The sequence below is a fragment of the Actinomycetospora chlora genome, assembly GCF_039542135.1.
In the GTDB taxonomy this organism is placed as follows: Bacteria; Actinomycetota; Actinomycetes; order Mycobacteriales; family Pseudonocardiaceae; genus Actinomycetospora; species Actinomycetospora chlora.
The window spans coordinates 26,619-44,545 of the sequence record NZ_BAABHO010000010.1 but is presented as its reverse complement, the minus strand read 5'-3'; the positions used below and the strand labels follow the sequence as shown (position 1 = coordinate 44,545).

Genomic DNA, 17,927 nt, shown 5'->3' with positions numbered 1-17,927 from the left:
CTGCGTGAAGCGGGCTAGGTGTCGCTCTCATCCCGCTGCGAGGAACTCTTCGTAGCGCTCTTCCACCCGTTCACGGTCGGGGTGCTGGGCACGCTGCTTGGGCAGGCTCAACGACACTCCGTCCATGGCCTGCAGTCCGTGCTTGAGCATCGGGCCATCGATCTCGCCAAGGATGTCGCTTCGCACCGCAACGGTGTAGTCGGGCCGTACGCCGAGGACGTTGGCGTCGAATGCTCGGTGGTGGATGGAACAGAGCGAGAGGCCGTTGGGCACGATCGGCGTCCCGCGCTCCTTGCCGTCCGGGATGATGTGCGCCGCATCGAGGAGCTCCACGTGCCGGAGACGACACATCGCGCACGAGCGCTCGTAGGCGCCGAGGACCTGCGCGCGGAAGACCGGCTGGTGCAGTCGCAGTTTGGTGAGCCGCTGGACCGAGCGCCGTCGGTCGATCTCATCGGGCCGAGGGACCCCGAGGAATCGTTGGTCCTCATCGATCGCGAGGGCGACGCGTAGGTGTTCGGGCTCGTCTGCGACGACGTAGACGGGGTAGCGCGCCAGGTACACGCCTGGGGCCACGGCGACGAACCAGATCATCGGTAGCCGGTGCTCGAACGCGCGTCGGAGGGCACGGTTCTCGAAGAACTCGGGGTCCGTACCTCGGTACGCATAGCGCACCAGGCCATCGGGCCCTTCCACGTCCTCGTACGGAGGCTTGTCCCCCGGCCTGGTCCAGGTCGTCCTGATCGACAGCGCCGCGTCGAGCTGGCGCGGCTTGCAGATGCCCTGCTGGCGCAGCAGGAGCGCGACGTCCTGGCCCTGGAACGGGAAGTTCGCGACGTCGGGCTGGGTCACGGTGCGCGTTCCGAGTTGGGTGCGGTCGTCGAGCCACCGCATGGCTGCCTCCCGTGCGGCCAGCTCGTCGATGAACGCCACAGCTGAAGATCGTGCCACGGCGATCACAGGTCGATGGAACCGTTCAACCAGAGCGCGAGTCCAACCAGGTAGTGACGGTCCGCCTGGACCGTCGTCCCACTCCTGGAGGCGCGATGCCTTGCCCTGTGCGTTCGCTCGTCGTCCTCGCGTTCGTCGCGTTGAGCCTGTTCCTCGTCGAGGCGCCCTCCGCTGGAGCGACGTCGGCGGCGAGCAGCCAGGTGTGGGCTGCCCGCGGCACCAGCAGCCCAGCGGAGAAGCTCGTACGCCTGTTCCCGAGAGCCAGCTTCGTCCCGGGGCCGGCCGGCACCAACTCGCCGCTGTCCTGCGGTACCGAGGCCTTTGGGTACCGCCACATCAGCAACCGGCACGGCTCGGACTGGCAGAACATCGCCGTCTACACCGGGGAGAATTGGCGCGACCTCGCTGACTTCGCCATCGAGCAGATCCTGACCGCGCCGCAGCCCGGCTACCCGCGATACAACGACAAGAACGACACGTGGGCCTTCACGGCCCCGCTCGAGATCAGGGACGGCGACGGCCGGGTCCGGGACGTGTACCACCCGGTGGTCGTCGTCGCAGGGAGCGACGGGAAGGTCATCACGGCCTACCCGACGCGGGACCCCGCCTGAGGAGGACGGCGTGGAACCGAAGGACGCCGAGCTCTACGACCAACTCGTCGGCTACCTCGCCGCAGAGGGGGCCGTGGAGGAGGACACCGACGCCGGTGTGGTGACCCTGACCGAGTTCGACCACCAGCCGCTCGCACAGCCTCTGCACCTCCACGTCACCCCGACGTCCCTGGGCCGGCACCTGCGCACCGGGGCCTCGGACGCGGCGGTGGTGTGGGCCGACGTGCCGCCGGTCGAGGCGGCCTGGCGGCTCTTCCTCGTCCGCCTCGAGGCGGCCGTGCGGACGGCGAAGACCGGCGAGACGGAGCTCGTGCTCGATCCTTCCGGCGTGCGCTCGCAGCGGCCTGATCAGCCCCCGAGGAGGTCGAGCAGGTAGGTCGCCTCGCGATCACCCTGTTCTCGCCGACACGAACGGGTGATCTCGCCACGACGGATCTGTCCGGACCGCGACGGTCGCGCTGGGATGTGCGCTCCGGACACACGGCGGGGAGGCAGGCATGGCGGAGACGAAGATCGGCGGAGCGTGCGGGGTGCTGGCCGCCCTGGCCATGATTCCCGCGTACCTGGTGGGCACGCCCAACCAGCCGCGCACGCCCGAGGAGGCGGCCGGCTACTACGAGAGCGCGGCCGGGTTCGTCACCGCCAACGGCGCGCTGCCGCTGCTGCACGTGCTGCTGGGCCTCGTGTTCCTGGGCGTGCTGGTGCACGTCCTGCGGCGCGCCGCCGGCCCCTCGGGCGCGGTCTACCTCGCCCTCGCCGGCGGCACGGTCTTCTTCGCCCTCACCTCCGCCGGGTTCGCGGCCGAGGTGGCCTACCCCGCCGCGGCCGTGCAGTTCGGTGTGGTGCCGAGCAACCTCGCCCAGCCGCTGCTCGCGCTGGCGGTGTGGAGCTACCACTACGCGCAGATCGGCGCCGCCGCGATGATCCTCGCGACCTCCGCCGTGGTCTGGCGGACCAAGGTCCTGCCGACGTGGGTCGCCGGCGCCGGGGTGCTGGGCATCCTGCCGCTGCTGCACCTCTGGGTGCCGCTGGTCGGGGCGCTGAGCAGCCTGCTGTGGTTCGCGGTCATCGGCGTGGCGCTGCTCGTCGCGCCGCAGCCCGCCACCACCGATCGCGAGGGCACGCCCGCCACGGTCTGACGCGTGACCGGAGGACGCGACGCGGGTACTGGCGCCACGAGACCGTCACCCCACGAGGAGGCCCACCGCCGTGTCGCACCAGCCGCCCGACCCGTACGAGTTCCTGCCCGACGTCGCGACGTTCACCGTCACCAGCTCCGACGTCACCGACGGCCAGACGCTCCCGACCGCACAGGTCAGCGGGATCATGGGCGCCGGGGGCGAGGACGTGTCGCCGCAGCTGGAGTGGTCGGGCGCGCCCGAGGGCACGAAGAGCTTCGCCGTCACCTGCTTCGACCCCGACGCCCCCACCGCCAGCGGGTTCTGGCACTGGGCCGTCACCGGCATCCCCGCCTCGACGACGTCCCTGCCCGCCGACGCCGGCGACCCCGACAAGGGCCTGCTCCCCGACGGCGCGATCACCCTGGCCAACGACGCCGGCGCCAAGCGCTACATCGGCGCCGCCCCGCCCGGCGGGCACGGCGAGCACCGCTACTTCTTCGTCGTCCACGCCGTCGACGTCGAGGACCTCGGCGTGGGCGCCGACGCCACACCCGCGTTCCTCGGGTTCAATCTCTTCTTCCACAGCATCGGGCGGGCGATCATCACCCCGACCTACGAGGTGAGCGGCTGAGCGGGGAGGCGACGGTGGCGGGTGCGGACGAACGCCCGCCACCGAGCCTCGACCGCGTCGGGGCGTTCAGCGACGGCGTCTTCGCCATCGCGATCACGCTGCTGATCCTGCCGCTGACCGACGCCCAGATCCGCGACGGCCACGTCCGCGAGGACCTGCTCGCCCTGCAGCACGAGTTCTTCGCGATGGTGCTGAGCTTCGCGGTGATCGGCCGGTTCTGGCTGCTCCACCACGAGGACCTGCGGGCCATGACCGGGGCGGGGCGGCGCATGCTCGTCGCCAACCTGGTCTTCCTGTTCTTCGTCGTGCTGCTCCCGTTCCCCACCGCGCTGCTCGGCGACGGCTACAGCGTCACCGCGACGATCTTCTACGCACTGGCCATCGCCGCGACGTCGGCGAGCTCGCTGCTGCTGTGGTGGACCGCGGAACGCGACGGGGTCCTCGACGAGCGCGCGGCCGTGCGGGCCCGCTCGCGCTACTACGGCACGGTCGCGCTGATCGTCGCGTTCCTGCCCTCGATCCCGCTGACCTCGGTCTCCCCCGTGGGAGCGCGCCTGAGCTGGGCGCTGATCATCCCGCTCGGCCTGCTCGCCGGGCGGCTGGAGAAGAGCCGTCGCGCGGGCTGACCGTCAGCCGTCCCGGCGCATGAGCCCGCGCAGCACGACCAGGGTGTAGAGGGTCGCGGCCAGCAGCAGCACGCCGATCACCGTGGTGGCCGTGCGCGACGTGACGATCCCGTAGAGGACGCCCGCGCCGCCCAGGATCCCGGTGATCGCGGCGCTGAGGGCCAGCCGGCCACGGCGGCCGGCGCGGTCGGGACCCGGGGCTACCACGGGACGCACCGTACGCGGGACGCCCGCGGGTGGATGCTGTCGGCCGTGGTGAGCGACGAGCAGGTGCAGCCCGACGACGTCGACGCCTGGCGGGCCTGGCTCGCCGAGCACCACGACCGCGGACACGGCGTGTGGCTCGTGACCTGGAAGCCGCGTACCGGCCGCCCGACCGTCGGCTACGAGGAGTCGGTCGAGCAGGCCCTGTGCTTCGGGTGGATCGACAGCACCACCCGCTCGCTCGACGACGAGCGCACGGCGATGTGGTTCGGCCCGCGCCGGCGCGGCAGCGGCTGGGCCCGCTCCAACAAGCAGCGCATCGCCCGGCTCGAGGAGGCCGGGCTGGTGGCGCCGGCGGGGCGCGCGCTCATCGACGCGGCGAAGGCCGACGGCAGCTGGACGATGCTCGACGACGTCGAGGACCTCGTCGTCCCGCCCGACCTCGCCGCGGCCTTCGACGCCCACCCCGGCGCCCGCGAGCAGTGGGACGGGTTCTCCCGCTCGGCCCGACGGGCGATGCTCGTGTGGCTCGTCGAGGCCAAGCGCCCGGCGACGCGGGCCGGGCGCATCACGAAGATCGCCGACGCGGCAGCCGTCGGCGAGAAGGCCTTCCCACCTCAGTGACCCCGGAACGCCTCCGCCAGCCACCACGACGGCTCGTCGGCGACGACCTTCGCGTCCACCACCAGCGGCCGCCCGCGCGGCCCGTCGAGCCACTCGCGGACGCCGACGAGGTCGTCGACCGACCGCACCTCGAGCCCGTCGCACCCGAAGCCCCAGCCGATCCGGGCGAGGTCACGGTCGGGGAAGGTGACGGTGGTGTGGTCGGCGCCGGTGAAGTGGTGCACCTCGGCGCCGTAGGCGGCGTCGTCGTAGACCACGACGAGCAGGGGGATCCCGAGCCGGGCCGCGGTCTCCAGCTCGGCGACCCCCATGCAGAACCCGCCGTCGCCGACCGCCGCGACGGTCAGCCGGTCGGGACGGGCGATCGCCGCGCCGAGGGCGGTCGCGAGCCCGAGGCCCACCGACTGGAACGCCTGGGTGAAGCAGAAGCCCGCGGCGTCGGGCACCGCGAGATAGGCCGCCGGGTAGCCCATGAAGTTGCCGGAGTCGGTGGCCACGGTGCGCTCGGCGGGCAGCATCGCGTCGAGCCGGGCCGACAGGACGCGCGGGTCGATGCGACCGTCGTGCGAGGTGTCCATGGTCGGCAGCGCCGCCCACCGGCCCTCGGTCGCGATGCGCTCGGCCAGCGCCGGGCTGCGGTAGCCCTTCGACGCCGTCGCCACCTCCAGGACGTCCTGCGCCGCGGCGGCGACGTCGCCGACCACGCCGAGGTCGATCGGGTGGTTCGCGCCCAGGGCGGCCGGGTCGTCGTCGACCTGCACGACGGTGGCGTCGTCGTCGAGCAGCGCGCCGTGGCGGGTGGTCCACATCGTCAGCGACGCGCCCCACGCCACGACGACGTCGGCGTCCGCGACGAGCTCGGCCGCGAGCGGCGTCGCGAACCCGCCGCAGATGCCCAGCGACCACGGCGAGCCGGCGAACAGGCCGTTGGCCACGGCCGACGTCGCGAGCAGGGCCCCGCACGCCTCGGCCAGCCCGGCCAGCTCGGGACCCGCGTCACGGGCACCGCGGCCCGCGATGAACACCGGACGCTGCGCCCCGGCCAGGATCGCCGCGAGGGAGGCGACCGACGCGGCGTCCGGGCGAGCCGGGCCCCACGGCTCGATGGCCTCCACCGGCCCGGGGTCGGGGCAGGACTGGGCCTGGACGTCGAGGGGCAGGTTGAGCACGACCGTGCGCCGCTGCTGGCGGGCCGTGCGGAAGGCGCGGACGGTGTCGGCGACCGCGCTCGCGGCCGAGTGCACCCGCTCGGGCACGGCGCCGACCGCGCGGGCGAGGGCGTCCTGGTCGACGCGGAAGTTCGACCGCACCGCCGCCCCGGCCGGCTCGGCGGCCAGCACGATCAGCGGGGTGCGGCTCTTGGCGGCCTCGGCGATGCCGGTCATCGCGTTGGTCAGCCCGCAGCCCTGGTGCACCGACAGCGCCGTGACCTGCCCGGACGTGCGGGCGTGGGCGTCGGCCATGGTCGCGGCACCGCCCTCGTGACGCGCCGCGGTGAAGCCGACGCCGGCGTCGCGCAGGGCGTTGGTGACCGCGAAGTTGCCGCTGCCGACCACGCCGTAGACGTGGGCGACCCCGAGGTCGGCGAGCACGCGGCCGACGACGTCGGCGACGCTCACCGCTCGACCAGCGCGTACACCCTCGCCGGGCTGCCCGACCCGCCGACGATCGGCAGCGGCGACACCACCACGACCGCGCCGGTGGGCGGCAGCGACGCGAGGTTCTGCAGGCTCGTCAGCCCCCACTTGCCCGCGCCCATGAGGAAGTGGTGGCACGAGAACGGCGGGTCGAAGCCGCCCGCGGCGCCGGCGTCGGTGCCGACGGTCTCGGTGCCGAACCCCGCGACCGGCGACTCCTGCGCGATCCAGCGCGCGCACTCCGCCGAGACGCCGGGGGTGTGGGGACCGTTCTCGTCGGCGTTGGTGAACGCCTCCTGGTCGTGGCTGCGGGCGTCCCACCCGGTGCGGTAGAGCAGCCACCCGCCCTCGGGCAGCGGGCCGTGCTCGTCGCTCCAGGCGCGGACGTGGTCGACCTCGAGCAGGAAGTCGGGGTCGTCGGCCACCTCGGCGCTCTTGTCGATGACGGCGGCCGGGCCGATCAGCGTGCGCAGCGGCGCCTGCGAGACGTCGAGCCCGTCGCGGCCGGTGACCCAGTGGTTGGGGGCGTCGAGGTGGGTGCCGGTGTGCTCGCCGGTGTGGATGTCGTTCCAGTACCAGGCCGGGCCGCGGTCGTCGTAGCGGCTGAGCTCCTCGAGCCGGAAGCCGCTGGTGTTCGCGAACGGCTCGGGCAGCTGCAGGATCGGCGTGGTCTCCGACAGCGGCGCGGTGAGGTCGATGGCCTCGACCGATCCGCCGCGCAGGGCGTCGACGAGGGCGGGCAGCAGGGCGGTCACGCCCGAGATGATCGCGCCGCGAGCCCGCTCAGGGAACCGCCACCTGTCGCGACACGACGACGAGATCGCTCTGGTTGCCCCGCGCCTGGCGCAGCTCGGGCGGGCGGGGGCTGAACCCGGGGACGCCGGCGAGCCCGAGGGTCTGGTCGCCGACGCGCAGGGCGAGCGGGCCCGTCGCCACGAGGTCGACGACGACCCCCTCCCGCGGCACCGCGTCGAGCCGCAGGCGCAGGGGGCCGGGCGACGGCGGCAGCGCGAGCGCGGCGAGGCCGGGGTAGGTGATCGTGCCGGCGGGGACGGGCAGGTCGCCGGCCAGCGTCATCGTGGTCGCGCCGCGCGGGGAGGCCAGCAGCAGGCGGACGCGGTCGGGCGTGCGCTCGAGCACCGTGGCCGCCGGTCCCGGGACGGGCAGCACCGGGCCTGGGCCGCTGCGGACGGGCTGCTCGCCGGGCCACTCCGGGTCGGTGACGGGCGGGCCGTCGGCGTAGCCGCGGGTCCAGTCGGCGGGGGCGGTGTCGGTGGTGATCCAGCGCGCGGCGCCGCCGCGGTCGGCGTCGGCGACGAGGGCGAGCTGGCTGCCCTGCGGGGTCCGGTCGTCGGGTCGGTCGAGCAGCAGCCCGCCGCCGGCGAGGATCAGCACCCAGACGAGGGCCAGGATCGGCAGCGCGTAGCCGCGGACCGCGCCGGGCCGCGGGAAGCCGGACAGCCCGGCCCCGATCGGGACGCCGAGCAGCACGAACACCGCGACGGCGAGGCCGTCGGAGATGCCGGCGACGCCGAACGAGGCGACCGCGAACGGCACGAGCAGCGCCACCGCGGGCACCGCGCCGAGCACGAACAGCGGCGTCGCGAGCCAGAGCCGCTCGCCGGCCAGCACCACGAGCAGCAGGCCGAGCGCCAGGCCGACCACCGGCCACCCGAGCAGGAACACCGAGCCCGGCGCGACGACCGCGAGCCCGGCCGTGAGCAGCGCCAGGACGAGCAGCGCGCCGGTGGCGAACGCGATCCCGCCGGGGCGGCGCCGCAGCAGGCTGACCACGAGCGTCGTCACCAGGAACGCGAGCACGCCGGCGGCGACCTCGTAGAGCAGCGGCTGGCCGAGGAACGGGCCGGTGTCGGCGTAGGACGGGCGGGTCCAGACCAGCCCCTGCCAGAGCCCGACGCCCGCGGCGACCGCCACGGCGAGGGAGAGCAGGTAGACCAGCGCGCCGCCGAGGACGCCGCCGACGGTGGCCTTCCGCCGCACGCGGGCGACGACGACCAGGGCGAGGACCAGCACGATCGCGAGTCCGGCGAGCGGCCAGGCCCAGGAGCTGTCGTAGGTGACGAGGTGGCCGAGGGCCGAGAAGTAGGTCCGGTCGCCGGTGGGCGGCTGGCGGCTCGCGATCGGGTCGAGCGGGGCGAGGTCGCGGTCGCCGAGCGCGCGGGTGAGGGCGAGCGCGTTGCCGCCGTGGTTCTGCAGGGACTCCCGGCTGAGGTTCGCGGGGACGTCGCCGGGCGAGTGGTACTGGTACGGGTCGCCGATGAACGCGGCGTTCATCCCCGGGCGGCCGGCGTCGAGCACGGGCGTGAGGTCGGTGTCGTTGGGCAGGAAGCGGTAGACCTCGACCAGCGACGAGTCGCCCCGCGGGTAGGGCACCGACCGCGCCCAGGCGTCGACCAGCCCGGCGTTGCCCGGCGAGGTCTGGAACAGCAGCGACGGCCCCTCGACGCCGCGGGCCTCCCAGTTCAGGACCACGGTCGGGCGGTCGCGCGGGAGCCGGTCCCGCACCCAGGCCCGCGCCCCGAGCAGCCCGGCCTCCTCGCCGTCGGTGAGCACGACCGTGACGTCGTTGCGCAGCGGCGGCCCGGACCGCAGGGCCCGCACGGTCTCGAGGACGGTCGCGACGCCCGACACGTCGTCGGCGGCGCCCGGGCCGGCGGCCACCGAGTCGTAATGGGCCATGAGGACGACCGAGCCGGAAGGGGCGCTGCCCGGCAGGGTGGCGACGACGTTCTCGACGCGCGCGCCCCACGTCCGCCCGTCGCCGGCCTCGAGCGCGGCACCCGGCTCGACCTGCGCCGGGAGGCCCAGGGACTGCAGACGGGAGACGAGCGCGTCGCGGGCGACGTCGGAGGCCAGGCTGCCGACGGGCCGCGGCTCGCGGGCCAGGGCGTCGACGACCGTGCCGGCGCGCTCGGCGCTGAACTCCGCGGGCGGCGCGGACGCGGGGACCGGGTCAGGGGGGCGCTCGACGAGCACGGCGTAGACGCCGATCACCGCCAGCAGCACCACCGCCAGCAGTCGCCCGATCACGGCGAGCACCGTGCCGTACCGGCGGCCGGTGCGCCACCGAGCTCGGGCGTGCGGGCCCGAGATCGAGAACGGGGGTCTGCCCCCCCTCGGTGCGAGGGCGCACTCCCTGCTCGGCGAACGGCGGAACGGCGATCGTTCTCCTCGATCAGGACAGCGCCCCCGAGGGAGACATCATGGACCGCTTCGCCCCCCGTTCCGGGGCCGCACACCCGCACCCCGGCTTCGTCCCGGGCCCGGCGCGACCCGGCGCCCCGCGCCCCGGCTACGTGCCCGCTCCGCCGCCGCCGCTCGCCGCCGCGCCGGCGCCCGCCGCGGCCTCCTCGTCGGCGCTCGGCCGCCTCTCGACCCGGACGAAGATCGTCGCCGGGCTGGTGGCGGCGAGCGCCCTCGTCGCCGTCGGCGCCGGGCTCGCGTCCGGCGGGTCCCCGACCAGCACCGCGGCGGTCGCCCCGGTGTCGAACAGCTCCAGCGACTCCGGCAGCGCCGCCGAGTGCTCACCGTCGGCGCTCGTCGCCCAGCTCCAGGCCCACCAGGACCGCGCGGACGCCTGGGCGGGGGTGTTCGGCCTGTCCCGCAACGACGTCCCCGGCTACGTCCAGGGTTTCCGGGCGACGACGCTGTCGCAGGACACCGCGGTCGTCGACCACGTGTGGAGCGGCAACACCTACGTCGCGAGTGACGTGACCCTGCCGCAGGGCACCGAGGTCCTCGTCGACGAGTCGGGGACCGCCACCGTCAAGTGCGCCGACTACGACCCGCTCACCCACTACACCGGCTCGGGCTCGCCACGGGTCGTCTACCAGCCCAGCTACTACGTCGGGTGGGAGGACGAGCACTGGTGGAGCGGCTGGTTCGACGGCTGGGGCGGCGGCGACACCGACGACCACTCGGGCGGCGGCGGGGGGACGACGGACCCCTGGGGCGGCAGCGGCGGCGGTGGCACCACCACCGGCACGGGCACCACCACCGGCACGGGCACCGGGACCGGGACCGGCACGGGCACGGGCACCGGGACGGGCACGGGCACGGGGACCGGCACGGGGACCGGCACGGGGACCGGCACGGGGACCGGCACGGGAACCGGCACGGGAACCGGCACCAGCACCGGCACGGGAACCGGCACCAGCACCGGCACGGGAACCGGCACGGGCACGGGCACGGGCACGGGAACCGGCACCGGCACCGGGACCGGGACCGGTACGGGCACCGGGACCGGCACGGGCACCGGCACCGGCGGTGGCGACGACGGCGGCGTGTTCGTGCCGCCGCGGTAGCGGTCCCGGACACCCGACGGCACCACGTCGACGGCCCCTGCACGCACTGCGTGCGGGGGCCGTTCGCGTGCTCAGGGGCGTCGCCGACCGAGCACCGCGGAGGCGACGACGACCGGCCACACCGCCTGGGCGAGGACGACGACGCGCTGCGAGACGCCGTACCAGGGCCCGGTGGTGATCAGCTCGACCGCGAACCAGGCGACGAGCAGGGCGAGGACGACCACCGCCAGGGCCGACGCGCGGCGCAGCCGCGGGTTCACCGCGGGCGAGAGGGCGAGGCCCAGCGGCCAGAGGGTGAAGGCCAGCCAGGCGAGACCGGCCGCGCCCATGTGGACCGGGTTGTAGCCCCCGACGGGCTGGGGCTCGAGGCCGGCGAGGGTCAGCAGGGCGCCGCCGGCCCCGAGGACGAGCCAGGCCGGCGTCGGGACGCGGGGCCGCAGGCCGCCGGCGACGAGGACCAGCAGGACGCCGACGAGCCCGAGCGTCACCGACATGATCCAGCGGTCGGTGGCGCCCAGGCCGGCCAGCGCGGACAGGGACTGGTCGACCGGATCGGGCCCGGGCCAGGCGTGCTGGGCCCACAGCAGGCCCGTGACCAGCACGATCGGGGCGAGGACCGCGATCCCGAGCGTGGCCCACCCCGTCGCCGCGGCGGGTCGGTCGCGGGCCGGGCCGCGCGCGGTGGCGACGGCAACCCGGATCGGCCAGACGGTCTCGAGGAGCATGAGGACGCGCTCGGCGACGCCGAGCCACGTCCCGTCGGTCCAGGCCTGGGCGCACAGCCAGCCGAGGGCGACGGTCATCGCGGCCACCGCCACGAAGGAGTCGCGCCGCAGCCGCGGCGCCAGGTCGCGGTCGGCGACGAGGGGCAGCGGCCAGAGCACGAACAGCACGGCGGCGATGACGGTCGCGGTCATGTGCACCGCGGAGCTGCCGTGCGCGGGCTGCGCGGCGAGCGCGGCGACGACCGCGGCCACGCCGCCGACTCCGAGCACGGCCCGCGCCGCGCGGGGGACGCCGCGCAGCCCGAGCGCGACGAGCACGAACAGGGCGCCGACGACGGCGAGGGTCGTCGCCATGATCCAGCGGTCGGTCGCGCCGAGCCCGGCGAGCGTGCTGACGGTCTGCCGGACGGCGTCGTAGGCGCCGGGCGGCTGCGCGAGCTGCGCGACGGTCCCGCCGACGACGAGGACCACCGGGGCCGCCGCGGCCAGCGCCACGACGACCGGCCCACCCGCCCCGCCCGGACCCCGGAGCTCCGGGGCAGGCGACGTCGTCACCACGCCCCCACGCATGGTCGACGTCTACCCGATATCGGCACCGCCACGCCGAGCGACGCGCCTATCCCCCGCTCGCCAGCGTCGTGCTCGGCGTCTCCCCGAAGCGGGCCCGGTACTCGGCGGCGAAGCGGCCGGCGTGGGCGAACCCGTGCCGGTGCGCGACCTCGGCGACGGTGGCGCCCGCCGGGTCGAGATCGGCGAGCTCCCGGTGCACGGCGTCGAGGCGCCGGCGCCGCAGGTAGGTCACCGGTCCGACGCCGAACTCGGTGTGGAAGACCGTCCGCAGGGTCCGCTCGCTGACGCCGGTCAGGCGCGCGAGCTCGGGCGCGGTCGGGGGCCGGGCGGGGTCGGCGGCCGCGCGATCGAGCACCCGGCGCACCACCGTCGACGACGCCGGCGGGGCGGGCGCGCGCAGCGCGTCGGTGAACGAGTGCGGGTGCCCGAGCAGCAGCGCGGTCGCCGCCGCGTTCTTCAGCGCCGCCCACACCCGCGGCGGCGGCCCCTCCGGCCCGGCGGCCGCGCACGTGCTGCGCACCAGCTCCGCCGCCCCGCTCACGGTGCCGCCGGCGCGCGGCATCTCGAGGTCGAAGGCCAGCGGGCCGTCGGGTGGGCGGCCGAGCAGGGCGCCGAGCTCCCGCTCCAGGTCCACCCGGTCGATCTTGAGGACGAGCAGGTCGAGGCCCGCGTCCCACCGCATCGTCAGCGGCCCGGACGACGAGAACACCGCGCCGTACGCGGTGTCGGCCCGCACGCGCATGCCCCGGTGCTCGGCACGGAAGCCGCCCCGGACGGGCAGGTGCACGGTGGCGAAGGCGTCCAGGGGGTAGGAGCGGATCTCGACGGCGGCGCCGTAGGAGAACCGCAGCAGCCCCAGGCCCTCCCCGGCCACCCACCGGACGTCCGCGGCGAACGCGGCCCCGTCGCGGCTGACGGTCATCCGGTGACCGGTCATGAGCGCCTCGGTGCGCTCGTGGGCCTCGTCGGGGTGGCCGGTGCGGAAGCCCCCGCGGAGGACCGCCGCCGCACCCTCCACGCGCCGCACCTCCTCGTGCCGCGCCCGACGCTGGCCGGGCCCGCCGGGGGTGTCAAGGCCCACATCCCGTCCGCCGGAACCGGACGCCCTCGCCGGAAGCGGCTACCGGCCGGCGGCGTCCGGCTCCTAGCGTCCGTCGACACCGCACCCCAAGCACGAGGACGTGAGCCGGTGACGACGACGGAACCGTCCGCGACGGTGATCCCCCTCGGCGAGTACGCCGACGGCGACTTCTACCCCGGCTACGAGCCGCGTCTCGAGTCGCGGCCCTTCCTCGCCGAGCCGCTCGCGCCGTTCACGCGCGCCGACGAGGGCCGCTTCTGGATGCGGGACTCGCAGCACTTCGCCGAGGGGATCACCCCGGCGAGCATGGCGCTGCTCGAGGACGCGCAGACCTGGGGCACGCAGTACGGCGCCGAGATCGTCGGGATCCCGCCGACCGCCGGCATGGTCAACCGGATCGCCGGCGTGCACGTCTACCTCGGCCAGTGCCCGATCACGTCGCTGTGGCAGATGGGGGCGCGCGCCGAGCGCTTCGGGGCCTTCGCCGGGCCGCGCCTGGCCGACTTCGAGGGCTACTGGGCGGGCTACCGCGCCGAGCTCGAGGCCGCCTACGCGCACTTCGACGGGCTCGACGTCGACGCCCTGGGGCCCGCGGAGCTGCACGCGGCACTCGTCGACGCGATCGCCTTCCACCGGCGCGGCTGGGGCGTGCACTTCGAGGTCATGTACCTGCTCGCGGCCAACTACGTCGCGCTGTTCCAGCTGGTCACCGACCTCGGGCTGGAGACCGGGCAGATCCCGAAGTGGCTCGCCGGCGAGGAGACGGCCTACCTGCAGACCGACGAGGGGCTCTGGCGCCTGGCCGGGCGCGCCCGCGAGCTGGGCGTCGCCGGGGCGTTCGCCGCGCCGACGGTCGAGGGCGTCCGGGCGGCGCTGGAGGGGACGTCCGGCGGCGCGCAGTGGTGGTCCGAGCTGGAGGCGTTCCTCGCGGTCTGGGGTCAGCGCACCGACGAGACGGCGACGATGGACCGGCCCTCGTGGGCCGAGCACCCGGCGACGCCGCTGGGCACGATCCGCGAGTTCCTCACCCGCCCCGAGGGCCACGACTTCGCCGCCGCCCGGCGCGAGGTGCTCGCCGAGCGCGACCGCCTCGTGGACGCCGCGCGGGCGGCGATCCCCGCGGAGGACCGCGCCCGCTTCGACGAGGCCCTCGCCTCGAACCGCTCCGCGAACTTCGTGTGGTGGAACGAGGAGCACAACTTCCTCATCGACCGCCGCATCCACCTGCCGATCCGACGGCTCACGCTCGCCGCGGCCGACCGGCTCGTCGCCGGCGGGGTGCTCGACGTCCGCGAGGACGTCTTCTTCCTCTTCCGCCACGAGCTGCTCGACCTGCTCACCGGCGACGGCCCGGCCGACTGCCGCCCGCTGGTCACCGCGCGGCGCGACTACTACGACCACTGGTCGGCGCGTGGCAGCGAGCTGCCGCCCGTGGTCGGAACCGTGCCCGACGCCGTCAACGACCCGATCATGACCGAGCTGTTCGGCCTCACCCCGGACTACTTCGCGACGATCAAGGGCCAGCAGGCGACGGCGACGCTGACGGGGTTCGCCGCCGCGCGCGGCACCGTCGTCGGCACCGCGCGGGTCATCCGCGCCGCCCAGGACATCGACCAGGTCCGCGACGGCGACATCCTCGTCTGCGGCGGCACCACCACCGAGTGGACACCCGTGTTCGGGCTGGTCCGGGGGTGCGTCACCGACACCGGCGGCACCCTGTCGCACACCGCGATCATCGCCCGCGAGTACGGCCTGCCCTGCGTCGTCGGCACGGGCGTCGCCACCTCGACGATCACGACCGGGGACCGTGTCCGCATCGACGGCGACCGCGGTGTGGTGGAGGTGCTGGGATGACGGACGATCTCTCCGAGCTGGCCGGTGTGGCCGAGCGTGCCGCCCGGGCCGGGGGCGCGGTGCTGCTCGAGTACCAGGACAAGGTCCTCGAGGTCACGCTCAAGGACGCCCGCGTCGACGTCAGCTCCTCGGCCGACCTCGCCGCCCAGGAGGCCGTCATCGCGGCGATCCTCGCCGAGCGGCCCGACGACGTCGTGCTCGGCGAGGAGGACGCCCCGGACACCAGCGCCCCGGCTGCGGGCCTGCGCTGGTGGGTGGACCCGCTCGACGGCACGCGCGCGTTCATCGACGGGTTCCCGTGGTTCGCGACCGCCGTGTCGGTGACCCTCGACGGCGACCCGGTCGTCGCGGCGGTCTACGACCCGCTGCGCGACGAGCTCTACGCCGCGGTCCGCGGGGGCGGCGCGACGTGCAACGGGCGACCGCTGCACGTGTCGCCGGCCGACGGCGCGGCCGAGGTGGTCGTGGTCGTGCAGGCGCAGTCGTCCGACCCGGTGGTCATCGCCGAGTTCGCCCGGCTGATGCGCGCGATGCTCACGGTGTCGGGCGGCGTGCGCTTCCCGGGCGCCCCGGCACTGGTCATGGCCCACATCGCCGCCGGGCACCTGGGCGGCTACGTCGAGCGCGACATGCCGCCGTGGGACGTCGCGGGCGGCCGCCTGCTCGTCGAGGAGGCCGGCGGGCGCGTGACCGACTTCGAGGGCCGGCCCCGCGACGCCTCCACCCGCTACGACGTCGTCGCCAGCAGCGGCGGCGCCGTTCACGACCAGCTCGTCGCCGCCACCGGCATGCGCTTCGAGGAGGGCCGATGACCGTCCACACCGAGATCGCGGTGACGACGACCGGCGGCTGGGCACGTCCGGGGTGGTGGGACGTCGTCGAGCCGGCGGAGGCCGCGGGACGCTTCGGGCCCGACGACGAGCGCGAGCTCTACGACGACTACTGCCGGCTGGCGATCGACGACCAGGAGCGCTGCGGGCTCGACATCGTCACCGACGGGGAGCACCGGCGCCGCGGCTGGATCGAGAACATCACCGCCGCGCTGCCCGGCCTCGAGCTGCAGCCCGCGCCGCGGCGCCTCGGTGCGCTGGGCTACGACATGCTCGACGTCTGGAAGGTCACCGAGCCGCTCGACGGGCTCTCGTGGATGTGGGACTTCGTCGGCGAGTACCGCTTCCTGCGCGCCGCGACCGACCGGCGCCCGCGCGTCGGCATGCCGGGGCCGTACGGGATGACCACGGAGCTGGACTTCCGCGACGTCTACCCCTCGCGCAAGGCCTGCGCGGAGGCGCTGGTGCCGGCCCTGCGCGGGCACATCCGCGAGCTGCTCGACGCCGGCTGCGACCACATCCAGCTCGAGGAGCCGATCACCCCGGCCGTCGCCGACGACGACCGGAGCCCGGCGTCGATGGTCGAGATCATCAACAAGGTCGTCGACGGCTTCGACGGCTGCACCTTCACCGTGCACATCTGCTTCGGCTCGTTCCGCCGCCTGCCCTACGCCAAGCGCACCTACCGCTGGCTGTTCCCGACGCTGCTCGACGCCAACGTCCACGGCTTCAGCCTGGAGTTCGGCGGGCGGGAGATGGCCGAGATCGACCTCGTCGGCCAGTGGGACCCCGGCCGGATCCTCTCGGCGGGCCTCGTCGACATCAAGACGCACTACGCCGAGACACCCGACGACCTGGTCGAACGCCTCCGGACGTGCCTGAAGTACCGGAGCCCGGAGGCACTGGAGATCTCGACCGACTGCGGGCTGCGGCGGGTGCCCCGCAACCTCGCGATCGCCAAGATGACGGCCGCCGCCCAGGCCGCGGAGAGGGTGCGTCGGGATGGCTGACATGACCATCAGGGCCGAGACCGTCGGCAGCTTCCTGCGGCCGCCCGAGCTCCGGGACGCGATGTCGACCGGCGTCGGGGACCTGCGCGGGATCCAGGACCGGGCGGTGCTCGAGGTCCTCGAGCTGCAGCGGTCCGTAGGGCTGCCGGTGGTCGGGGACGGCGAGATGCGCCGGCGCATCTGGCACGGCCCGGTCCTCGACGTCACCGACGGCTTCGACCCCGAGGGCTTCACGCGGACGTGGACGAGCGAGGACGGGCGCACCGCCTCGCACACGTCGCCGGTGGTCGCGTCGCGGCTCACCGGACGCGGCAGCCTCGTCGACGTCGAGGCGGGCTTCGTCCTGGCGCACGCCGACCGTCCGGTGAAGGTGACCCTGCCCGTCCCGACCAACTTCCTGAGCTACTGGACCCCTGGTGTCTCCGACCGCGCGTACCCGGACCCGCGGGAGTTCCTCGACGACCTCGTGGCGATCATGAACGCCCAGGCGCGGGCGCTCGCCGACGCCGGGGTGCGCTACCTGCAGCTCGACGCGCCCAAGTACACGTTCCTGGACGACCGGCGGCTCTTCCCCGACCCGGACCGCCGGCAGGAGCAGCTGGCCGAGTACGTGCGGACCGACCGGCGCGTGTTCGACGGGCTGCCCGAGGGCGTCGTCACCGGCATCCACATCTGCCGCGGCAACTACCGCAGCATGTACGAGAGCACGGTGCCCTACGACGCGTTGGGCGAGGTCCTCTTCTCCGAGGCGCGCTACGACCGTCTGCTGCTCGAGTACGACGACGCCCGGGCCGGCGGGTTCGGCGCGCTGCGCCATGTGCGGCCGGAGAGCACCGCGGTGCTCGGGCTCGTCACGACCAAGCGTCCCGAGCTCGAGGACGTCGACGACCTGCGGCGACGCATCGACGAGGCGGCCGCGTACCTCCCGCTCGACCGGCTCGCGCTGAGCCCGCAGTGCGGCTTCGCCAGCACGTGGGAGGGCAACGAGCTCGGCCAGGACGACCAGCGCCGCAAGCTCGAGACCGTGGTGCGGACCGCCGAGCTCGTCTGGTCCTGACCACCCATCGGGGTGTCAGCGCCGAGCGAACGACACGGACGTGGTTCGCGCGGGTGACAGACGGGTCATC

18 protein-coding genes are annotated in these 17,927 nt (G+C 74.8%); 11 read left to right on the top strand and 7 right to left on the bottom strand.

Annotation, left to right across the window (positions count from 1 at the left end):
• Positions 1-27: 27 nt before the first annotated feature.
• Positions 28-933 (bottom strand): HNH endonuclease, encoded by a 906-nt coding sequence (locus tag ABD994_RS08405; RefSeq protein ID WP_345412886.1) that lies wholly within the window; start codon positions 931-933, stop codon positions 28-30.
• Between the two features lie 125 nt (positions 934-1,058).
• On the opposite strand from ABD994_RS08405, the gene ABD994_RS08400 reads away from it, so the two are divergent.
• The 5 genes from ABD994_RS08400 (at position 1,059) to ABD994_RS08380 (ending at position 3,940) form a co-directional block, all read left to right on the top strand.
• Complete coding sequence (locus ABD994_RS08400) at positions 1,059-1,562, top strand: hypothetical protein (protein WP_345412884.1); 504 nt, start codon at positions 1,059-1,061, stop codon at positions 1,560-1,562.
• A gap of 10 nt (positions 1,563-1,572) precedes the next feature.
• Positions 1,573-1,938 (top strand): hypothetical protein, encoded by a 366-nt coding sequence (locus tag ABD994_RS08395; protein WP_345412881.1) that lies wholly within the window; start codon positions 1,573-1,575, stop codon positions 1,936-1,938.
• Positions 1,939-2,059: 121 nt separating this feature from the next.
• Positions 2,060-2,701 (top strand): hypothetical protein, encoded by a 642-nt coding sequence (locus ABD994_RS08390; RefSeq protein ID WP_345412879.1) that lies wholly within the window; start codon positions 2,060-2,062, stop codon positions 2,699-2,701.
• A 70-nt stretch (positions 2,702-2,771) separates the two neighbouring features.
• A complete protein-coding gene (locus ABD994_RS08385) occupies positions 2,772-3,314 on the top strand; it encodes a YbhB/YbcL family Raf kinase inhibitor-like protein (RefSeq protein ID WP_345412877.1) in 543 nt (180 codons plus the stop codon).
• 14 nt (positions 3,315-3,328) lie between these two features.
• A complete protein-coding gene (locus ABD994_RS08380; RefSeq protein WP_345412874.1) occupies positions 3,329-3,940 on the top strand; it encodes a TMEM175 family protein in 612 nt (203 codons plus the stop codon).
• Between the two features lie 3 nt (positions 3,941-3,943).
• On the opposite strand, the gene ABD994_RS08375 is transcribed toward ABD994_RS08380, so the two are convergent.
• Positions 3,944-4,147, bottom strand: a complete 204-nt coding sequence (locus ABD994_RS08375; RefSeq protein ID WP_345412871.1) for a hypothetical protein — start codon at positions 4,145-4,147, stop codon at positions 3,944-3,946.
• 45 nt (positions 4,148-4,192) lie between these two features.
• Here ABD994_RS08375 and ABD994_RS08370 point away from each other — a divergent pair, with 45 nt between their 5' ends.
• Positions 4,193-4,768: a YdeI/OmpD-associated family protein gene (locus ABD994_RS08370; protein WP_345412869.1), complete on the top strand. Its 576-nt coding sequence runs from the start codon at positions 4,193-4,195 to the stop codon at positions 4,766-4,768.
• Here the strand turns inward: ABD994_RS08370 and ABD994_RS08365 are convergent.
• From ABD994_RS08365 to ABD994_RS08355, 3 genes are read right to left on the bottom strand one after another with little or no spacing between them, the layout of a single operon-like run.
• Positions 4,762-6,387, bottom strand: coding sequence for a thiamine pyrophosphate-binding protein (locus ABD994_RS08365; protein ID WP_345412867.1), 1,626 nt, complete (start codon positions 6,385-6,387; stop codon positions 4,762-4,764). The genes ABD994_RS08370 and ABD994_RS08365 overlap by 7 nt on opposite strands.
• Entirely contained in the window at positions 6,384-7,160 is a 777-nt protein-coding gene (locus tag ABD994_RS08360) for a cyclase family protein (RefSeq protein ID WP_345412865.1), read from the bottom strand. Before ABD994_RS08360 ends, ABD994_RS08365 begins: the two co-directional genes overlap by 4 nt.
• Positions 7,161-7,188: 28 nt before the next feature.
• Positions 7,189-9,456: a M20/M25/M40 family metallo-hydrolase gene (locus ABD994_RS08355; RefSeq protein ID WP_345412863.1), complete on the bottom strand. Its 2,268-nt coding sequence runs from the start codon at positions 9,454-9,456 to the stop codon at positions 7,189-7,191.
• A 173-nt stretch (positions 9,457-9,629) separates the two neighbouring features.
• Between ABD994_RS08355 and ABD994_RS08350 the strand changes: the two genes are divergently transcribed.
• Entirely contained in the window at positions 9,630-10,730 is a 1,101-nt protein-coding gene (locus tag ABD994_RS08350; protein WP_345412861.1) for a DUF6777 domain-containing protein, read from the top strand.
• A gap of 71 nt (positions 10,731-10,801) precedes the next feature.
• Here the strand turns inward: ABD994_RS08350 and ABD994_RS08345 are convergent, their stop codons facing one another.
• Positions 10,802-12,013: a DUF998 domain-containing protein gene (locus tag ABD994_RS08345; protein WP_345412859.1), complete on the bottom strand. Its 1,212-nt coding sequence runs from the start codon at positions 12,011-12,013 to the stop codon at positions 10,802-10,804.
• Positions 12,014-12,071: 58 nt separating this feature from the next.
• A complete protein-coding gene (locus ABD994_RS08340) occupies positions 12,072-13,043 on the bottom strand; it encodes an AraC family transcriptional regulator (RefSeq protein WP_345412857.1) in 972 nt (323 codons plus the stop codon).
• Positions 13,044-13,214: 171 nt separating this feature from the next.
• Between ABD994_RS08340 and ABD994_RS08335 the strand changes: the two genes are divergently transcribed.
• Genes ABD994_RS08335 through ABD994_RS08320 form a run of 4 tightly spaced genes read left to right on the top strand, consistent with a single transcriptional unit; the run spans position 13,215 to position 17,857 of the window.
• Positions 13,215-14,960 carry a PEP-utilizing enzyme gene (locus ABD994_RS08335; RefSeq protein WP_345412855.1) on the top strand — a complete coding sequence of 582 codons (1,746 nt, stop codon included), beginning with the start codon at positions 13,215-13,217 and terminating at the stop codon, positions 14,958-14,960.
• Positions 14,957-15,772, top strand: coding sequence for an inositol monophosphatase family protein (locus ABD994_RS08330; RefSeq protein ID WP_345412853.1), 816 nt, complete (start codon positions 14,957-14,959; stop codon positions 15,770-15,772). Before ABD994_RS08335 ends, ABD994_RS08330 begins: the two co-directional genes overlap by 4 nt.
• Positions 15,769-16,800 carry a cobalamin-independent methionine synthase II family protein gene (locus ABD994_RS08325; RefSeq protein WP_345412851.1) on the top strand — a complete coding sequence of 344 codons (1,032 nt, stop codon included), beginning with the start codon at positions 15,769-15,771 and terminating at the stop codon, positions 16,798-16,800. The genes ABD994_RS08330 and ABD994_RS08325 overlap by 4 nt, the downstream gene beginning before the upstream one ends.
• 1 nt (position 16,801) lies before the next feature.
• Positions 16,802-17,857, top strand: coding sequence for a cobalamin-independent methionine synthase II family protein (locus ABD994_RS08320; RefSeq protein ID WP_345412849.1), 1,056 nt, complete (start codon positions 16,802-16,804; stop codon positions 17,855-17,857).
• Positions 17,858-17,927 lie beyond the last annotated feature (70 nt).

Coding starts and splice junctions, on each gene's coding strand:
- ABD994_RS08320 (WP_345412849.1), top strand. CDS start 16,802: ATGACCATCAGGGCCGAGACCGTCGGCAGCTTCCTGCGGCCGCCCGAG.
- ABD994_RS08350 (WP_345412861.1), top strand. CDS start 9,630: ATGGACCGCTTCGCCCCCCGTTCCGGGGCCGCACACCCGCACCCCGGC.
- ABD994_RS08330 (WP_345412853.1), top strand. CDS start 14,957: ATGACGGACGATCTCTCCGAGCTGGCCGGTGTGGCCGAGCGTGCCGCC.
- ABD994_RS08390 (WP_345412879.1), top strand. CDS start 2,060: ATGGCGGAGACGAAGATCGGCGGAGCGTGCGGGGTGCTGGCCGCCCTG.
- ABD994_RS08325 (WP_345412851.1), top strand. CDS start 15,769: ATGACCGTCCACACCGAGATCGCGGTGACGACGACCGGCGGCTGGGCA.